The 16519-nt window shown below is 64.0% G+C and carries 12 protein-coding genes, 5 tRNA genes and 1 other RNA gene; 8 read left to right on the top strand and 10 right to left on the bottom strand.

What is annotated here, in order from left to right; all coding sequences use genetic code 11:
• Window positions 1-13: 13 nt before the first annotated feature.
• The 4 genes from FRC98_RS12495 to FRC98_RS12510 all read right to left on the bottom strand — a co-directional run bounded on the left by FRC98_RS12495 (window position 14) and on the right by FRC98_RS12510 (window position 445).
• Window positions 14-87, bottom strand: a tRNA-Asp gene (locus tag FRC98_RS12495).
• Window positions 88-137: 50 nt separating this feature from the next.
• Window positions 138-211, bottom strand: a tRNA-Asp gene (locus tag FRC98_RS12500).
• 50 nt (window positions 212-261) lie between these two features.
• A tRNA-Asp gene (locus FRC98_RS12505) sits at window positions 262-335 on the bottom strand.
• Window positions 336-372: 37 nt separating this feature from the next.
• Window positions 373-445 (bottom strand) — tRNA-Val (locus FRC98_RS12510).
• Window positions 446-955: 510 nt separating this feature from the next.
• Between FRC98_RS12510 and FRC98_RS12515 the strand changes: the two genes are divergently transcribed.
• The 3 genes from FRC98_RS12515 to rnpB all read left to right on the top strand — a co-directional run bounded on the left by FRC98_RS12515 (window position 956) and on the right by rnpB (window position 2561).
• Window positions 956-1027: transfer RNA gene (locus FRC98_RS12515), tRNA-Ile, on the top strand.
• A gap of 309 nt (window positions 1028-1336) precedes the next feature.
• Window positions 1337-2083 carry a zinc ribbon domain-containing protein gene (locus FRC98_RS12520; protein WP_146981776.1) on the top strand — a complete coding sequence of 249 codons (747 nt, stop codon included), beginning with the start codon at window positions 1337-1339 and terminating at the stop codon, window positions 2081-2083.
• A gap of 89 nt (window positions 2084-2172) precedes the next feature.
• Window positions 2173-2561, top strand: an RNA gene (gene rnpB / locus FRC98_RS12525) — RNase P RNA component class A.
• Between the two features lie 93 nt (window positions 2562-2654).
• Here the strand turns inward: rnpB and FRC98_RS12530 are convergent.
• Entirely contained in the window at window positions 2655-3485 is an 831-nt protein-coding gene (locus tag FRC98_RS12530; RefSeq protein WP_146981777.1) for a hypothetical protein, read from the bottom strand.
• A 77-nt stretch (window positions 3486-3562) separates the two neighbouring features.
• A complete protein-coding gene (locus FRC98_RS12535) occupies window positions 3563-4867 on the bottom strand; it encodes a thymidine phosphorylase (RefSeq protein ID WP_146981778.1) in 1305 nt (434 codons plus the stop codon).
• A gap of 318 nt (window positions 4868-5185) precedes the next feature.
• On the opposite strand from FRC98_RS12535, the gene FRC98_RS12540 reads away from it, so the two are divergent.
• The 4 genes from FRC98_RS12540 to FRC98_RS12555 all read left to right on the top strand — a co-directional run bounded on the left by FRC98_RS12540 (window position 5186) and on the right by FRC98_RS12555 (window position 8975).
• Window positions 5186-5635 (top strand): Hsp20/alpha crystallin family protein, encoded by a 450-nt coding sequence (locus tag FRC98_RS12540; RefSeq protein WP_146981779.1) that lies wholly within the window; start codon window positions 5186-5188, stop codon window positions 5633-5635.
• Between the two features lie 67 nt (window positions 5636-5702).
• Window positions 5703-6146 (top strand): Hsp20/alpha crystallin family protein, encoded by a 444-nt coding sequence (locus FRC98_RS12545; protein ID WP_146981780.1) that lies wholly within the window; start codon window positions 5703-5705, stop codon window positions 6144-6146.
• 190 nt (window positions 6147-6336) lie between these two features.
• The gene (locus tag FRC98_RS12550; protein WP_146981781.1) at window positions 6337-7653 is read left to right on the top strand and encodes a hypothetical protein; all 1317 of its coding nucleotides are present in this window, start codon (window positions 6337-6339) and stop codon (window positions 7651-7653) included.
• A 32-nt stretch (window positions 7654-7685) separates the two neighbouring features.
• Entirely contained in the window at window positions 7686-8975 is a 1290-nt protein-coding gene (locus FRC98_RS12555; RefSeq protein ID WP_146981782.1) for an MgtC/SapB family protein, read from the top strand.
• Between the two features lies 1 nt (window position 8976).
• Here FRC98_RS12555 and FRC98_RS12560 read toward each other — a convergent pair whose 3' ends face one another.
• The 4 genes from FRC98_RS12560 to FRC98_RS12575 form a co-directional block, all read right to left on the bottom strand.
• The gene (locus FRC98_RS12560) at window positions 8977-10392 is read right to left on the bottom strand and encodes a DsbA family protein (RefSeq protein ID WP_230467554.1); all 1416 of its coding nucleotides are present in this window, start codon (window positions 10390-10392) and stop codon (window positions 8977-8979) included.
• Between the two features lie 70 nt (window positions 10393-10462).
• On the bottom strand, window positions 10463-11881 hold the full coding sequence (locus FRC98_RS12565; RefSeq protein WP_230467555.1) for a DsbA family protein: 1419 nt from the start codon (window positions 11879-11881) through the stop codon (window positions 10463-10465).
• A 229-nt stretch (window positions 11882-12110) separates the two neighbouring features.
• Entirely contained in the window at window positions 12111-14105 is a 1995-nt protein-coding gene (locus FRC98_RS12570) for a DsbA family protein (RefSeq protein WP_230467556.1), read from the bottom strand.
• Between the two features lie 218 nt (window positions 14106-14323).
• The gene (locus tag FRC98_RS12575) at window positions 14324-15130 is read right to left on the bottom strand and encodes a hypothetical protein (protein WP_146981786.1); all 807 of its coding nucleotides are present in this window, start codon (window positions 15128-15130) and stop codon (window positions 14324-14326) included.
• 317 nt (window positions 15131-15447) lie between these two features.
• Between FRC98_RS12575 and FRC98_RS12580 the strand changes: the two genes are divergently transcribed.
• Complete coding sequence (locus FRC98_RS12580) at window positions 15448-16518, top strand: Gfo/Idh/MocA family protein (protein WP_146981787.1); 1071 nt, start codon at window positions 15448-15450, stop codon at window positions 16516-16518.
• Window position 16519 lies beyond the last annotated feature (1 nt).

Below are 16519 nucleotides of genomic sequence, written 5' to 3' on the forward strand. Positions count from 1 at the left end.
GGCTCTCGATGAGCGGGGTAGACGGGACTCGAACCCGCGACCTCCGGCGTGACAGGCCGGCATTCTAACCAACTGAACTACTACCCCGTAGTTCTCAAATTTTCGTGCGTTGCGTCACTTAACTTGCGTTAAGTGAGCGGGGTAGACGGGACTCGAACCCGCGACCTCCGGCGTGACAGGCCGGCATTCTAACCAACTGAACTACTACCCCGTAGTTCTCAAATTTTCGTGCGTTGCGTCACTTAACTTGCGTTAAGTGAGCGGGGTAGACGGGACTCGAACCCGCGACCTCCGGCGTGACAGGCCGGCATTCTAACCAACTGAACTACTACCCCGTAGTTCCTACTTTTCAAACATCCTTACAGCCTTCGATGGGCGCAACAGGGTTCGAACCTGTGACCTACGGCTTGTAAGGCCGCCGCTCTCCCAGCTGAGCTATGCGCCCGTTTCAGGAGGCCTCGGGGTCAGGGTGTAAACCCTTTCTCCTCGAAGCGGAGCCGGACAATAAGAGAGGGTCGGTGGGTCGTCAAGGTGTTTGTGCACACTCGGCCATCTTTTTTTTCGAGGGCGAATCGACCTCGCGAAAAAAGGCTTATCTCCCTTTAACTTAGCCTCGACCGGCCGCCTGCTCCCGCGACGTTCGCGCGCCGACGATCGCCCAAAACACCCCTCAACGCAGGGATCGGACGCGCTCAAAAAATTCGACACCAGGCGCTAAAAAGTCTCGGAGGCGTGGTTATTTATCAATAAATCCAGCCGCTTACGCCCCGCTTAAATATTCCCAACAGGGGGGGCGACACCGAAAAGCCGCTTGCACCCTGCAGGCCCTTTCGTTATGACACTTGGCCTGCTGCGGCGCAGGATTTACCGCGGCATGCTTAGCAGGTTCGAAATAGTGACCCCCTGCTAAGGGTTCGTTCGACGCACGACAAGGGCCATGCTGGCCCGGTTACCTGGGCCTATAGCTCAGTGGTAGAGCCGCCGGCTCATAACCGGCTGGTCCCTGGTTCGAACCCAGGTGGGCCCACTCGCCCGACTTTGCTCGGGCAAACACGCGCGACCCGATTCACCTCCGGGTGTTATTTAAAGGTCGCGTCAGACGTCAGGTTGACAGGAGATCATGCAGCTCGTCGCGCGCTCAAAACCCACCGGCCTCCTTCGAGGGGGCCTCTCCCGACGCCACCTCCTGGCGGCGGGACGCCGCTCCTACGCGCGACAGGTCCAACCGACGCAGCCCCGCACCAACTTCACGAACATGTCCACCGCTCCAAGAAAGCGCCTGAGCCTTCGCTCAGGCGCTTTTCTATTGGGCACCCATCACTCGGCGAGGTGAAATTTGAAAGAGCAACTGGCACTACTTCGAGAACTCCAGAACATCGACCTGGAGCTCGACGAGATCACCACCAGGAAAGAAGAGATCGTTGGACGCATCCAGGAAAACACCGGCTTCCTGGACAAGCTCGTCGACGACCTCAACTCCCAGAAAGAAGAGCTCGAAGAGATTCGCGCCCTTCAGTCGCAGAAGAAAGATGATCTCAAAGAGATCAACGAAAACCTGACCATGCGTCAGAAGCGTCTTCGCGACATCGGCTCGACCAAAGAATACAACGCGGTCGAGAAGGAGATCGAGAGCTTCAAGAAGTCCAGCGAGCAGACCGAAGAGGAGCTCCTGCACCTTCTGGAAGTCATCGAGTCGACCCAGGAGTCGATCAAAGAGAAAGAAGACAAGATCATTCAGCTGCGCGAAGGCATCGCCGCCGATGAGGCCGAAGCCGAGAAGCGCCTGGCCGAGCTCGACGCGGTCATCAACAAGCTGACCAACCGCCAGGAAGAAGCCCGCGGTCAGGTCTCCAAGCGCGTCATTCACAAGTACGACTTCATCCGCAGCCGCCGCCCGGGCCTTGCGGTCGTGGCCTGCAAAAACGGCCACTGCGAAGGCTGCTTCATGGCGCTTCCACCCCAGCAGTACATCGAAGTTCAGCGTGGCAACACGCTGGAGATCTGCCCGAGCTGCAACCGCATCCTCTACTTCTGGGAAGATGCCCTGGGCGAGTCGTCGGCCTCCGACGCGATGGAAGCCTGATTTGAGCAACAGAAGCGCGACCCAATCCACCTCGCCGGTGGTTTCAGGTTGAAAAGATGAACCCGGGGGGTTACCTCCGGGTTCGTCTCGCTTTAGCGCAGACGGTCGCCGGCCGCGCCTCCTCGGAGGGGCGGCGGGAGGAAAGTCCGGGCATCACAGGGCAGGGTGGTCGGTAACACCGACCGGGGGCGACCCCAGGGAGAGTGCCACAGAGATATACCGCCGCGCGCTTTCAGCGCGGTAAGGGTGAAAAGGTGAGGTAAGAGCTCACCGGGGCGGCGGTGACGTCGCTCGTCCAGGTAAACCCCACCCGATGCAAGGTAAACAGAGGCTGAGCGCTCTTTAGGAGCGCTCCGGGGTGCCCGCCCCGCGGCCTCAGGTAACCGCTTGAGCCCCATGGCAACGTGGGGCCTAGATGAATGACCGTCACCGCGCCTTGTGCGCGGGACAAAACCCGGCTTATCGCGCTAAAGCGAGACGAGAAAAGCCCCCGAAGCCAGATGGCGTCGGGGGCTTTTTTGCGTCTTCTTAAGAGACGACCGATGCCCGAGAAGTTCAAGCCCGGTGCGGCTCACTCGGCATAGAGGCGCGCGATGGCTTCCTTCAAACGGGCGTCTTCGGCCATCGTTTTATGCAGGCGCGCCAGCAGGCTCTCCAGCCCGCTTGTGCCCTCGACCTGCACCGGTTCGATGAGGTCAACCGCGCTCTGGGCCATCACGTCGAGGTTGAGGTAGGTGGGCGTGGAGAGCGCGTCCAGCGTCAAGCCCTCCTCGATGAGCAGGCGGAGCAGCGCTTCGGGCTGGGAGTAAAGATCGAGGTCGTTGGCGTGCAGCACCGGACGGCGCAACCGGTGCTCGCCAGCGCTGGCGACGAGCAGAAGCTGCGGGCCAAACGCGACCCCGTCGGGCAGGCGCACACACCACTGGCCGGCGCGGTCGCTGATCGTCTCGATCAGCGGCTCGCCAGCCGGCTCGCCGCGTGCATCGCCCTCATAGAGGGCAACCCGGGCGTCGGCCACCGGGAGCTCCCCCTCCAGCGGGGCAGCGTGCGCGGAGGGGATCAAAAGTTCGAGGAGGTCGGTGCGGTGAGCGAGCTTGCCCTGCGGGGCAAGCACCAGGCCGCGGAGGATGCGCGGATGGGACTCGGCGCTGGCCTCCTCAGCGGTAGCGCCGACGCACTCGGCCGGCGGGGCCTGGTCGCTCAACGACTCGGCGCCCTCCAGCAGCAGATCTTCGTCGAAGGCAAAGCCGCCCTGCCCTTCTTCGTCCTCGGGCATCAGAAGATCGTCGCCGGATGCCTCGTCACCGGAAGCCTGCGAGGACTCCTCAACGGGCGCGTCAGCGGGGCGATCGCAGGCCGCGAGCAGGAGCAACGCCGCGAAGAGCCCTACGCGAACTCGCATCCGACTCTTAAAAAGACCTCTGGCGCGCTGCTGAATCACAACCACCTCAACCTCGTTACACCTTCAAATTCAACGACTTAGCTAAGGCGATCGAGAATCAGCGGCGGCACATCCGTGGGGGCCTCGCCAATCACAATGGCCTCGCGCAGCATCTGCTTGACCTTATCGAGCTCGCGATCGTCGTTGTAGTGGATGGTGACCACCGGTTGGCCGGGCTCGACCTTATCGCCACGCTTGGCCTCCATCACCAGGCCGACGGCCGGGTCGATGGTGTCTTCTTTACGACGGCGACCGGCACCGAGCTCCATGGCGGCGATGCCCACCGACTCGGCCTGAATGCGGTTGATATGGCCGCCCTCCCAGGCCTCCAGCACCGTGGTGTGCTTGGCGGTGGGCAACTTCGAGGTGTCGGCGCAGACCGAGGCGTCGCCGCCCTGCGCTTCGATGATCTTTTCAAAGACGCCCAGCGCGCTGCCGTCGCGCAGAAGTTCAAGCAGGCGGCGCTTGGTCTGATCGCGGTCGGTGACGTTGCCGGCCACGTCGAGCATCTCGGTGACGAGCTCCAGGGTGATCTCGGTGAGATCTTCGGGGCCTTCGCCGCGCAGGGTCTCAATGCTCTCGATGACCTCCAGGCTGTTGCCGATGGTGCGCCCCAGGGGCTGGTCCATATCGGTGATGAGCGCGCGCACCGGGCGGTTCATGGCCTTGCCGATGCCGATCATCGTCTGCGCGAGCTCGCGGGCGCGGTCGATGTTCTTCATAAAGGCGCCGGAGCCGACCTTCACATCGAGGATGAGCGCGTCGATGCCTTCGGCGAGTTTTTTACTCATGATGGAGCTGGCAATGAGCGGGATGCACTCGACGGTCGCGGTGACATCGCGCAGCGCGTAGAGCTTTTTGTCGGCCGGAGCGACCTCGCCGGTCTGACCGATGAGACCGAGCCCCAGGGTGTCGACAAGATCGATAAAACGCTCGACGCTCTGGTTGACGTTAAAGCCGGGGATGCTCTCGAGCTTGTCGAGGGTGCCGCCGGTATGCCCCAGACCTCGGCCGGAGATCATGGGCACCTTAAGGCCCGCAGCCACCGCCAGAGGCGCAAGAATCAACGAGACCTTATCGCCAACCCCGCCGGTGGAGTGCTTGTCGATCTTGGCGCCGGCGATGCTCGAGAGATCGAGGACCTGACCGGAGTGCAACATCGCCTCGGTCCAGGCGGAGAGCTCCTTTGAGGTCATCGACTTAAAGTAGACCGCCATCAGAAACGCCGACATCTGGTAATCGGGCACCTCTCCGGTGGTGTAGGCATCGACCAGACGCTTGAGCTCCTGCTCGCTCAGCTCACCACCCTGACGTTTCTTGCGGATCAACTCGACAAAGCGCATGGCCTCCCTCGGCGTTAGCGTCATTAAAATCGGCCCGCTCACTGTGAGCACCGGACCGGACCGGTCAATCTAGTGGGGGGGGATTAGGCTGGCAAGCGTGCTCGCGAGGGGAGCGTCTGGGTCCCCCTTAAACTCAGGATCGCCCTTAGTTTTCGCGACCTTTTCGCGTTGAAGGAGCGAGCGCGCTGCAAGTTGCTTGACGCTGCGAACCCGCTGCTTAGGTTGCTTGAGCGCAAGAGGCTACTCCGGAGAGCCCGGCACTTTGACTTATGACGTCGTTCCTACGAACCCAGTTGTAACTCCAAGTGGAGGTATTCGATGAGTACTTCGCCGTGGTTTGACGACCCCTACCAGCTTTTTCGCCGAGAGCTACGCTCGATGATGGGCGGGCCCTCGAGCTTCCCCTTCCAGAGCCGAGACGGGCAGACAGCGAGCCGCCGCACCATGGGCGTGTTCCCCCCGGTCAACATCTACGATAACGGCGACGCGTTTATGATCCGCGCGGAGATGCCCGGCATCGATCGCGATTCGCTGGACGTAAGCTCCAAAGCCGATCAGGTGGTGATTCGCGGAGAGCGCACGCCAGAGCGCATGGACGATGCCGATGTGCATCGCCGCGAGCGCGACGCCGGCCAGTTCCGCCGCGCCATCACCCTGCCCCAGCCTATCGACGTCTCGAAGGTCGAGGCGACCTACACCAACGGGATTCTGGAGATCATTGCGCCGCGCAAAGAAGATGCGCGACCGCGACGTATCACCATCAAATGATCCCGAGACGCTGATGACGGAGCGCTGATTGGCGCGGTGTATCACCCGAACTTCAGGGAGGACGAACATGGCCCGTACAAGCAAAGGCACGACGAGCTCCAACGGCAACCCCCAGAGCACCAGCCAGGAGATCGCCGTTCACCATAAGGAAGAGTTGCAGGAGGCCGAAGGCACCCGCGAGGGAAGCTATTTTCGGCCCAACGTCGACATCTACGAGACCTCCAAAGCGCTGACGCTGGTGGCTGATGTGCCCGGCACCGCTGCGGAAGATTTTGAGATCGACCTGCGCGACAACCTGCTCACGATTGTGGGAAGCGTACGCGAGGTCGACCCGAGCTGGCAGCCCCTCTACTCGGAGTACCGGGTGGGGCATTTCATGCGGCAGTTTCGCGTGGGCCAGCAGATCGATCAGACGAAGATCAGCGCTGAGATCACCGACGGGGTGCTCAAGCTGACGCTTCCAAAGGCTGAGAGCGCCAAACCGCGTAAGATTGAAGTGCGCACGGCGTGATCCAGGAGCAGTAACGCACCGGCAGGGTGCGTAGGGGTGAGCCCGGGCTGAAACAAGTCAGCCCGGGCTCGTTTTTCTTGAGCTGGCGAGGCGATGGTCATCGCCTGGAGAATCTGCGAGACTTGCCCTTTGACCAGCCCGGGGCAGCAGCACGTCCCGCTGCCGCACGAACTCTGGACGGAGGTAAAGGGTGACGTCTCGCACACTGATCACAAGCAGCCGCCTGATCTTCTACGCACTGGCCACCTCGCTGCTCACGCTCAACGGGTGCAGCTGCCACGACGAAGACGACTACTTCTGGGAGTTCGAAGAGCCCCCGATGGAGACGTCGATCGATGTAGGGCTTCCTCCCGACGATGCCGGCGAGCCGGATGAGGGCTTTGTGCCCATCGACGTGGGGGGTGAGCCGGAAGATCCGGAGGATTGGGACTGGGCGTTTCCCGATCCGGAGATCGAGCCGGAGCCGCCTGAGTGGGAGGAGACCGAGTGGCGCAGTGAGGTTGTGGCCGAGGGGCTGCCGAGGTCTTTCGCCAGCAACGATCGCACCAGCGTGGTCGTCGACCGCCAGGGCACGGTTTGGCTGGGGTTCCATCGCTGCGCCGATCGTTTCTGCGCTGACCCGGAGCTCGTGGTGGCGCGCCGCCCGGTGGGTGGGTCGTGGTCCTACGAGTCGATCGATCGCCACGAGGGGCTCTTTGGCCTCTCGGTGATTCACGCCAACGAACCTCTGGCGGTCTACCTCGACGCGCCCGACCAGAGCCTGGCGCTCGCCCAACGCCGCCCGGAGGGCGGCTGGCTCGTCGACCGGGTGGCTCAGGGGCGAGTGAGCGCGGCCGATGGCTTTGACATCACCCATGACCGGGCGCGGTATTATCTGAGTTATGCGCAGCAGAGCGCAGATCGCGTCGAGTTCTATACGTACAACACCGCCAACCCCACCCCGCTGTGGCGGCGCCTGCGCGATCTTTCGCCAGCCACCTCGGCGGCGTTTGATGAAGGATTGAAGGCCGGCAACGCCCTGGACTTCTACCTGATTCACCGGGGGATGGGCGCCAACTTCCAGATCTCGCGCTACGACGTAGGTGAAGACGCCTGGACGACCTCCCAGCGAGATTACACAACCCAGGTCAGCGCGCTGGTTTACCGCCAGAACGGGCAGCTCTGCGTGAGCGGCTCAGGCAACAGCGGGTTGGTCGTCGACTGCGGAGATTTCGAAGATCCGATCTCGCAACGCGAGTTCTTCAACAACGGCCAGACCTACTACCTCTCGTCGATGATCGAAGCTCGCGACCAGACGCTTTTTGTGGCCTACCACAACGCCGACGAGCAAGATCTGCGCATCGCTCGAAGCGAGGAAGAGCGCTGGCAGTGGAGCTCCGAGCGCGTCTTTGAAGGCCCGACCTACGGCGTCTCCACCGCCATCGATCACCGCGACCACGTGTTGGTTTCGTACTACTACTGCCCGGGCGACACCTGTGAGGTGCGCCTGATGGAGCGCGTGCCTTAACCTTGGAACCTTCCACTGCACTTGATTTTGGGATGGTGCGTGCCGTCGCGGTAAGTCTGGCGCTGGGCGGCATCATCGGACTGGAGCGCCAGAGCCACCGGGAGCCGGAGAGCCCACTGGGGAGCGTGGGTGTGCGCACCTTCGCGTTGAGTTCGCTGCTGGGCACCGTCTCGGTGATCGCGCAGAACATCCTGCCGGGGCTTCCCTATGTGGTGGGGCTGGGCTATTTCGCGTTGCTCGTGGCTTTTTTCTGGCATGAGCGCCGCGCCACCGAGCATGAGGTGGGCATCACCACGCAGATCTCGGCGATGGTGGTCTTTGTGCTGGGTGTGCTGGTGCCGAGCATGCCGATGGTGGCCGCGTCGATCGCGGTGATCGTGGCCATTGTGCTCTCGCTCAAGCGCCACACCACGACCTTTGTGCACCTGCTCACGCCGGCGGAGATCGTCTCCACTATGAAGTTCTTGCTGGTGACGGTGGTGCTGCTGCCGCTCTTGCCCGACCAGCCGGTGGATCCCTGGGGGATCTATAACCTGCGCGAAATCTGGCTTTTGGTGGTGCTGATCAGCGGGATCAGCTTTCTGGGCTATTTTGCGATTCGCTTTCTGGGCACAAGCCGCGGGCTGGTCCTCACCGGGGTGCTCGGCGGGATGGCATCAAGCACAGCGGTGGCGCTGGCGATGTCGCGTCAGGTGCATCAGAACCCGCGCTCGCGCACGGTGCTCTTATCGGCGGCTTTTGCGATCATGCTGGCCAACGCCTTCATGTTCGCGCGGGTGACCGTGGCGGTGGCGGTGGTGAACCTGGAGCTGGTCAAGACGCTGTGGTTGCCCTTTGTGCTCATGGCGATCCCGGGCTCGGTGGTCGCCGGGCTGCTCTGGGTCACCCTGGTCAGCCATGTGCGCGATCGCCCCGAGGGTCGCGATGAGCCGGCGACGCTCGATGAGGGAATGGCGCTGGAGATCCGCAACCCCTTTGAGCTTGTGCCGGCGCTGAAGTTCGCGCTCTTGCTGGTGGTGATCATCGGCGTGGCCAAGGGGGTTGGCCAGATCTACGGCTCGCAGGTGATCTACCTCACCGCAATCTTCGGCGGTCTGGCCGAGACCAACGCCATCAGCCTGGCAGTCGCGCGAATGGAGGCCGGCGGCGAGTTGAGCGCGGCGCTGGCCACCCAGGCCATTGTCATTGCGATCCTGACCAACAGCCTGGTCAAAGCGATCATGAGCGCCATCATCGGCTCTCGCCGCCTGGGGGCCTATGTGGCGATGGGGCTTGCGCCGATCATGGCGGTGGGGCTGCTGGCGGCGTTTTTGCTGCTCTGATTCAACGCGCGGCGGGCTGCTGTTCTGCAGCATCGAGCATGGCTTCGTAGAGTTCCTGCCCGGAGATGTTGCGTACCTGTGCGACCCTCTCGGCGATTGCCACCTTCTCTTCCACCTGTCGCTTGAGCTCGTCGAGGGGGGCGAGCCCCACGACCCGCTGGCCGTTGATGAAGGTGGTGGGGATGCCGACCACGTCGAGCTCGATGGCCAGGCGCTGGTCGGCGGCGAGGCGCGCACGGCTCTCGTCGGAGTTGACGCGCTCAGGGTCGACGCCGAGTTCTTTGAGTTTTGCGTCGATGCGCTCAAGCAACTCGGGCCCCTGCGACCAGGCATCCTCCGGGAGTTCGGCCAGCCAGCTCAGGAATTGCTGGCCGCGGGCGGCGTCATCGTGTGAAGCCGCAGCGAGCGCGCGGTGGGCAAAGGCCAGCACCTCGTCATCGCTGTGCGGAAGTTGAAAGGTCACCACGCGGATGCGTTGCGGATCGCCGGCCTGAAGCTCCGCCAGACGGCGATGCATCTCCACGCTGGGCTCAGAGCCCAGGCTGTGGAAGTGGGCGATCTGCACCAGCGCCTCATCATCGTCGCCGAGCACCGGGCGGCCGGGTTGGTACACGGGCACGCGCGCGATGCGAGCCTGCGCGCTCTCCTGCTCGGCCTGGGCGGCCTGGGCCTGCTGTGAACGCGGCAGGAGCGCCCGAACGCTGTGGGCGTACACCTCCTCACGCTTCATCTCACCATCTTCCACCGCGCCCCGGGTGGCCTCGCCAACATCATAGATCGCGCGCATGTAGACCGCGGGGGGCTGCGCGCCGGGGATGTAGCCACCGTTGATGTAGACGGCGGGCACCGCCTCAAGCCCGAGTTCCTCGGCCAGAGCCTCATCGCGGGCGACGCGCTCGTGGAGCTTCGGGTCGGCCAGGTCGCGCTCGAACTTCTCAACATCCAGGTCCAGCTCGCCGGCCAGGCGGCGCAGCTCGGCCTGCGGGTTGCCCTCACGAAGCTCGGCGGCGCGGTCAAAGAGCAGGTCGTGCATCTCCCAGAACTTGCCCTGCTCCCTTGCCGCCTCACTGGCCCGGGCAAAGAGTCGGGCGTGGGGATGGGAGTCCAGCGGTACGTGTTTGAAGACCAGGCGCGCGCGCCCCTGCGGCTGCTCAGCGAGCACCTGATCGAGCGTAGCGGCGAGTCGCCCGCAGAAGGGACACTGAAAATCGCCAAAGACGACGAGGGTGACCCAGGCGTCGGCGGCGCCCCGGATGGGGCTATCGCCCACGGGCAAGAGCTCGCTATCAACCATCGCGATGGTCGGCTGCTCCGCAGCGCTCTGCTCCTGAACGTCGGCCGGTTGCGTGGTGCCGCATGCGCTAAGAGTCAGCGCAAGCGCCAGAAGACCACTTCGGAGTTCAAACCCATATCGCATCATATCTCCTTTCACGTTCGGACAGCGGTCCATCTTCCCGAGAATCGTGCCGGCAGGGGACCGACGACCATCATTCGCCAGCCGATGCCAGGCGATCTTCGATCAGACGCTCGTACAGCGCCTCACTGTCCAGTTCGGGGTGCTGGTCGCTGAGGGCCTGAGCGCGTGCGATCTCATCGTCGATAATGGCCGCAAAGGCCTCCAGGGGCTGGGCGCCGACGATCAGGCGCCCGTTGATGATGAAAGAGGGAGTTCCGCGCACGCCGGCGCTCAGGCCCTGTTCTTGCTGGCGCGAAACGCGCTCGGCGACCGCTTCATCCTGCAGCGCGGCGGTAAACGCAGCGAGGTCGAGTTGCAGCTCATTGGCGAGCTTTTCGATGAGTTCGGGGCCAAGTTCGCCCTGGCGCGCGTAAATGGCGTCGCGCATCTCCCAGCCCTTGCCCTGCTCCTGAGCGGCGACGACTGCCCGGGCAGCAAGTTCGCTATGCTCTTGAAATCCAAGGGGAAAATGTTTGAAGACCACGCGCAACTTCTCGCCATAACGTTCTTTGAGCTGCGCGAGGGTGGGGACGGCGCGGGCGCAGAAGGGGCACTGCAGGCTGGAGAACTCCACGATGGTGACCAGGAAGTCGTCGCCGGGTTGGTGGATGAGCTCGTCGCCGTCGACGGGCATTGCGACGAATTGCGGGGCGGGCTGCTGAGCGCGGGCGGCTTCCTCGCGGGCTTGCTCGGCCTGCTCGCGAGCCTGAATCTGCGCGAGCTCCACCGAGCGCGCGTAGCGTTCGGAGGCAGGCACGCCTTCGGCCTCGAGCAGGGCGTGGCGCTCCAGGGCGCGGGCGATGGCGGCGTCGAAGACCTCGCGGGGCTGCGCGCCGCGCACCGGCTCACCGTTGATCACAAAGGTCGGTGTGCCCTGGATGCCGAGCTCGCCGGCGAGCTCCACGTCGCGCTGGATTCGCGCATCGAGGGCGATTTGGTTGGCCAGGGCTGCAGCGTAGCGTTGCTCATCGAGACCGATGCGCGCGGCGAGCTCTTTGCCAGCCGCCTCTGCGCCGATCTCGCCCATGGTGCGCTGGCTGGCGTAGAGGCTGTCGACCATCGGCCAGAAAGCGCCCTGCTCGCCGGCGGCCTCGGCGGCCAGAGCGGCCGGGCGCGACTCCTGCTGAAAAGGCAGCGGGAGGTGCTTGTACACAAGCTGCACTTCCTGCGGGTAGGCCTCCAGTAGCTCGACGATCGTCTGGCGAGCGCGGGCCGAGTAGGGGCATTGCAGGCTGGAGAACTCCACGATGACCACCGGGGCGTGTGGGTTGCCCTGGCGGGGGCTCTCGCCAAGGGGGACCAGCTCGCTCTGCTGCCAGGCAGGCGCCGCCGGGGTCTCGGTGGTTGCCGGGGTGGCGGCGCAGCCGACCGCGAGAAGTATCGCGACCAGCGCGGCGCACAGGGCCGCGCCAGAGGTCGTTGTTTTATGCGGGTAAGAGAGGGTTGGCATGCGCATCTTCTTCTCAATCATTGGGTGGACGCCTTGAAGGCATCGCAACATTGTCGTCGTCGCGGATCGTGGTAGCACGGGCAGCTGCGCTGGCAAAAGTCGCGCGTCGCGCGGGCTCGACCCGGAGGTGGTCCGAGCTCCGACTATCCAAAAAAAACGCCGCCTCCCGATTGGGAGGCGGCGTGTGTTGCGACGCGTCGGACCGCCGAAGGTTCGGCGGTCACACGACTTAGCCTTCGAGCTCAGCGTCGATCAGCTCTTTGAACTTCTCAAAGGGCTGCGCGCCGGTGACTCGGGTGCCGTTGACGAAGAACGCCGGGGTGCCGGTCACGCCGACCGAGCGACCTTCTTCGGACTCGTCTTTGACCTGCTGCGCGATGGCGGGATCTTCGAAGTCCGCCTTGAACTTGTCCATGTTCAGGCCAAGCTCACCGGCGAGGCGATCCCAGAGGCCGTCTTCGCGGAAGCTACGCTGGTTTTCGTAGAGCAGGTGGTACATCTCCCAGAACTTGCCCTGCTTGCCGGCGGCAAGCGCCGCGCGGGCGGCCGGCTCGCTCTGAGCCTGGAAGGGAAGCGGGAAGTTCTTGTAAACCACGCGCACCTTGTCGCCATACTCTTCCTTGACGCGATCCAGGGTCTCGGCGCCGCGGGCGCAGAAGGGGCACTGGAAGCTGGAGAATTCGTAGATGGTGACCGGGGCGTTGGCCGGGCCGTAGGTGTGGGAGTTGCCCACCGAGAGGGCGTCGTCATCGATCTTGGGCGCGGGAGCTGCGGGACGCTCCGGAGCAGCAGGAGCAGCTTCGGCAACGTTCTCTTTGTTGTACTCGACCACGGCCTCGTAGAGGGCGTCGCCGGAGAGGTTACGGTCGGACTTGATCTTCTCGGCGATCTCGACCTGCTTCTTGACGTGATCTTCGAAGACAGCCAGGGGCTGCGCACCGACGACCTTGATGCCGTTGACCAGGAAGCCCGGGGTACCGCGGATGCCGGCAGACTGGCCGTCACGCTGGGCCTGCTTGACGATCTCGGCGGTGGCCGGAGCGGCGTAGTCAGCCTTGAACTTGTCCATGTTCAGACCAAGCTGGCCGGCGAGCTCTTCGAACTTCGCTTCACCCAGCGCGCGCTGGTTGTCGTAAAGCAGCTCGTACATCTCCCAGAACTTGCCCTGGTTACCGGCGGCGACAGACGCGCGCGCGGCCGGCTCACTCTGCTGCTGGAAGCCAAGCGGGAAGTGCTTGAAGACCACGCGGACCTGGTTGGGGTACTTCTCAACCAGCTGCTTGATGGTCTCGGAGCCGCGAGCGCAGAAGGGGCACTGGAAGCTGGAGAATTCCATGATGGTCACAAGCGCCTGATCGGCGCTGGCGCCCTTGGTGTAGTCAGCGTCACGCACCGGAACCATGTGCACTTCGGTGGCGGGCTCAGGCTGGCGCTCAGCCTGCTGAGGGGCGGGCGCGCTCTTGAAGTTCTTGTCGACCATCGCCGCGTAGATGCCGTCACGGCTGGTGCCGGCGGCCAGCATCTCTTCGACTTCGCCGAGCTGCTTCTTAACGATCTCTTCGAAGCGGGCCAGGGGCTGGGCGCCGTTGACGACTTCGCCGTTGACGAAGAAGTGCGGGGTGCCGCGAACGCCCAGGCTCTCACCGAGCTTCTGGTCTTCGTCGATGGTGGCGACGATGGCGGGATCGTCGTAGTCAGCCTTGAACTTCTCGACGTCCATGCCGAGCTCAGCAGCGTACTTCGCGCCAAGATCTTTGACGTCGCCGGAGCGGTAGGCCTGAAGGTCGCTGAACATCTTCTCCTTCATCTCCCAGAACTTGCCCTGGCGCTCGGCGGCCATCACGACGCGCGCGCCGTCTTTGGCCTGAGCCTGGAAGGAGAGGGGGAAGTTCTTGAAGACCAGGCGCACGTCGTTGGGGTACTTGTCGGCCAGCTCCTTGAGCGTGCCAGCGGCGCGACCACAGAAGGGGCACTGCATGCTGGTGAACTCAACGATGGTGACCGGCGCGTTGGCCGGGCCGTAGGTGGGGCTGTCGCCCACCGGGATCTTGGCGCTGTCTTTGCCAGCGTTCGCGCTGGACGCGACGGCGGCGCCGGGGGCATCACCCGCGGTGGGGGTGACGTTGTTTTTGCCGATAAAGAAGCCGATGCCGAGGCAAATCACGGCGACGGCGATGAGCATCAGCGCACCTACGCCGTTGCTCTGTTGGGAATGTCCTGCCATGGGTCTACTCCTGATGTTCAGGTTTGGGGGTAAGTCGGGCGCAGCGCACAACTCACCGAATCGTGAAACAAACACGTGTTGATACGTAAGCATTCAAGCCGCGATGCGGCCACAGCGTGTGCGGGCGCAGGTTGTTACACAGCGCGCGCGCAGGCTCAAGCGTCAAACGCAATGCAGGGCGTTTGAGGCGCAGGCCGAATTCAGGCTGTGGGGGCGGCTTAGCTGTGTTGAGGGGGCTCTTCGAGCAGGCGTCGGTGCTCCAGAGCGGGACCGACGCGCAGGCGCTCCAGCGCGGGCTGCGTCGGCGGCGAAGAAAGCTCAGGGTAACGCGTCGCGTTGAGCTCAATCGGGGAGAGCACAGGCACAAGCCCGCTGAGCGCCACGCCGGCTGTGGCCGGCGGGAGGCTGCGGCAGAGCTCGCTGTACTCCGAGCAGGTCAGCGGGCTGTCCTGCTGCAGCGGGGCGCTGCGCTCCATCAAATCGACCAGGGCGGCCAGCCAGGGGCGCTCAGGGAGCGCCGCCGGAGCCTGCTGATGACGGGGGATATGTCCGGTGCTCTGCACGCCCATCTGCGCCACCACATCAAAGAGCGTGCCGGCGACCTCCTCGGCCTGATAGCGCGCCAGAAGATCGGGGAGCGTGGAGACGGGCTCGCGGGTGCCTTCAAAGCAGATGTTGTATTCGGGGTTGGTGGGATCGATGCCCGAAGATGCTCCGCAGGGCTCTTTCTGGTCGGCGACAGGCTTTTGTGCGGCCCGAGATGCCGGGCTGTCAAAGGTCTCGGGCTCCACCGGTGTCAGCGGGCCGTAACCCCAGGAGACCATGCGGTCGAAGACCTCGCGAGCCTGCGACGAAGCCGCGGCCTGCATCGGATGATCAAAGCCTCCGGTGCAGGTTGGCTGCACAGGCACGCCCTCCAGCGCCGAGGCGCTCATCGGAGTCAGCAGCACCGCCCAGAGCACAAGACTGAGCGCCCACCCGAAGGGGCGCCGCAGCTGCTGATGCTGTGGGATGAGGAGTCTCATAGGCGATGGCTTCGATACGATGCTGTGTTGACGAACGTGGTGCCGACAGATGCGAACCCTAGGGAAGTGCGCCGCGAAGCGCAAGCTGTTGGCGAGGTCTTCGGGCTGCGCGGGTACGCGATGTGAATACAACGCGTTGGCGAGGATATTCCAGCGAGCGCGCGGCGGCGCAGGCGGCATGAAGGCGCACCGGGTGGGAACATCACGCTGGAGCCATACGCACCGGGGCGGATCGCGGTGGCGAGTCGGCGAAGTCCCTGGAAGTGGGCAAAGTTTCGGTGTATCTCTTGCCGGCCGATGCCCCGACGATTTTTGCAGTGAGGCTCCCCCTGAGCGATACAGCCCCCCTCCCCCCGCTTGCTCCCCGTACCCTGGCGCTGGTTGGCTGCGGCCATGTTGCCGAGCGCCACGCGGGCGCGCTGCAGTGGCACGGCCAACGCCTCAATGTGGTCGGTGTGGTCGATCCCGACGCATACCGCCGGCAAACGCTGGCTACCCTCCTTGAGGCGCCCGCCTTCGCCTCGTTGGATGCCCTGCTCGCTGAGACCTCTCCAGAACTTGTGAGCATCGCCACACCGACCGGTCTGCACTGCGAGCAGGCGCTGGTGGCCGCTCGCCATGGCGCTGACGTGATCCTGGAGAAGCCGCTGAGCACCTCGCTTGATGCGGCCCGCGCCATGGTCAAGCAGGTGCAGGAGCTCGGCCACGAGCTCTTTGTAATCAAGCAACTGCGCCATCATCCGCTCTTTCTGGCCCTGCGCGACGCGGTGCGCAGGGGGCGCTTCGGGCGCATCTTCAGCGTGGGGCTGGAGGTGTACTGGAACCGCAATCAGGCCTACTACGACGCGGCCTCCTGGCGGGGAACGCGTGAGCTCGACGGCGGCGCCCTGATGAATCAGGCCAGCCACTATGTGGATCTTCTGGCCTGGATCTTCGATGAGCCCGACGAGCTCTATGCGGCCGGTGGCACACTGGGGCGACGCATTGATGTGGAAGATACCGCGCTGCTGACCCTGCGTTGGCCCGGGGGGGCGCTTGGGAGCGTGCACGTCTCGATGCTGGCCTACCCTCGCAACATCACCACCAGCCTGACGGTGCTCGGAGAACGTGGCACGGTGCGGCTGGGAGGAGCACGTTGCGACCAGATTGAGGCCTGGGAGTTTGAGGAGCACACCCCGCAGGATGATGCGATTGAGGGGCTTGCGAGCTCCGTCCAGGACATCCTCTCCGGGGGGCACGCGCATGTCTTCGGGGCGATCCTCGATCATCTCGACGGGGTCGTCGACGCGCCGATTGTCACCGGCGAGGAGGGGCTGCGCTCGCTGGCGATCATCGACGCGGCCTATGCCTCGATGCGAGCCCATCAACCGCTGCGGCTGGAGCGCTGAG

It is taken from the genome of Lujinxingia vulgaris (assembly GCF_007997015.1).
In the GTDB taxonomy this organism is placed as follows: Bacteria; Myxococcota_A; Bradymonadia; order Bradymonadales; family Bradymonadaceae; genus Lujinxingia; species Lujinxingia vulgaris.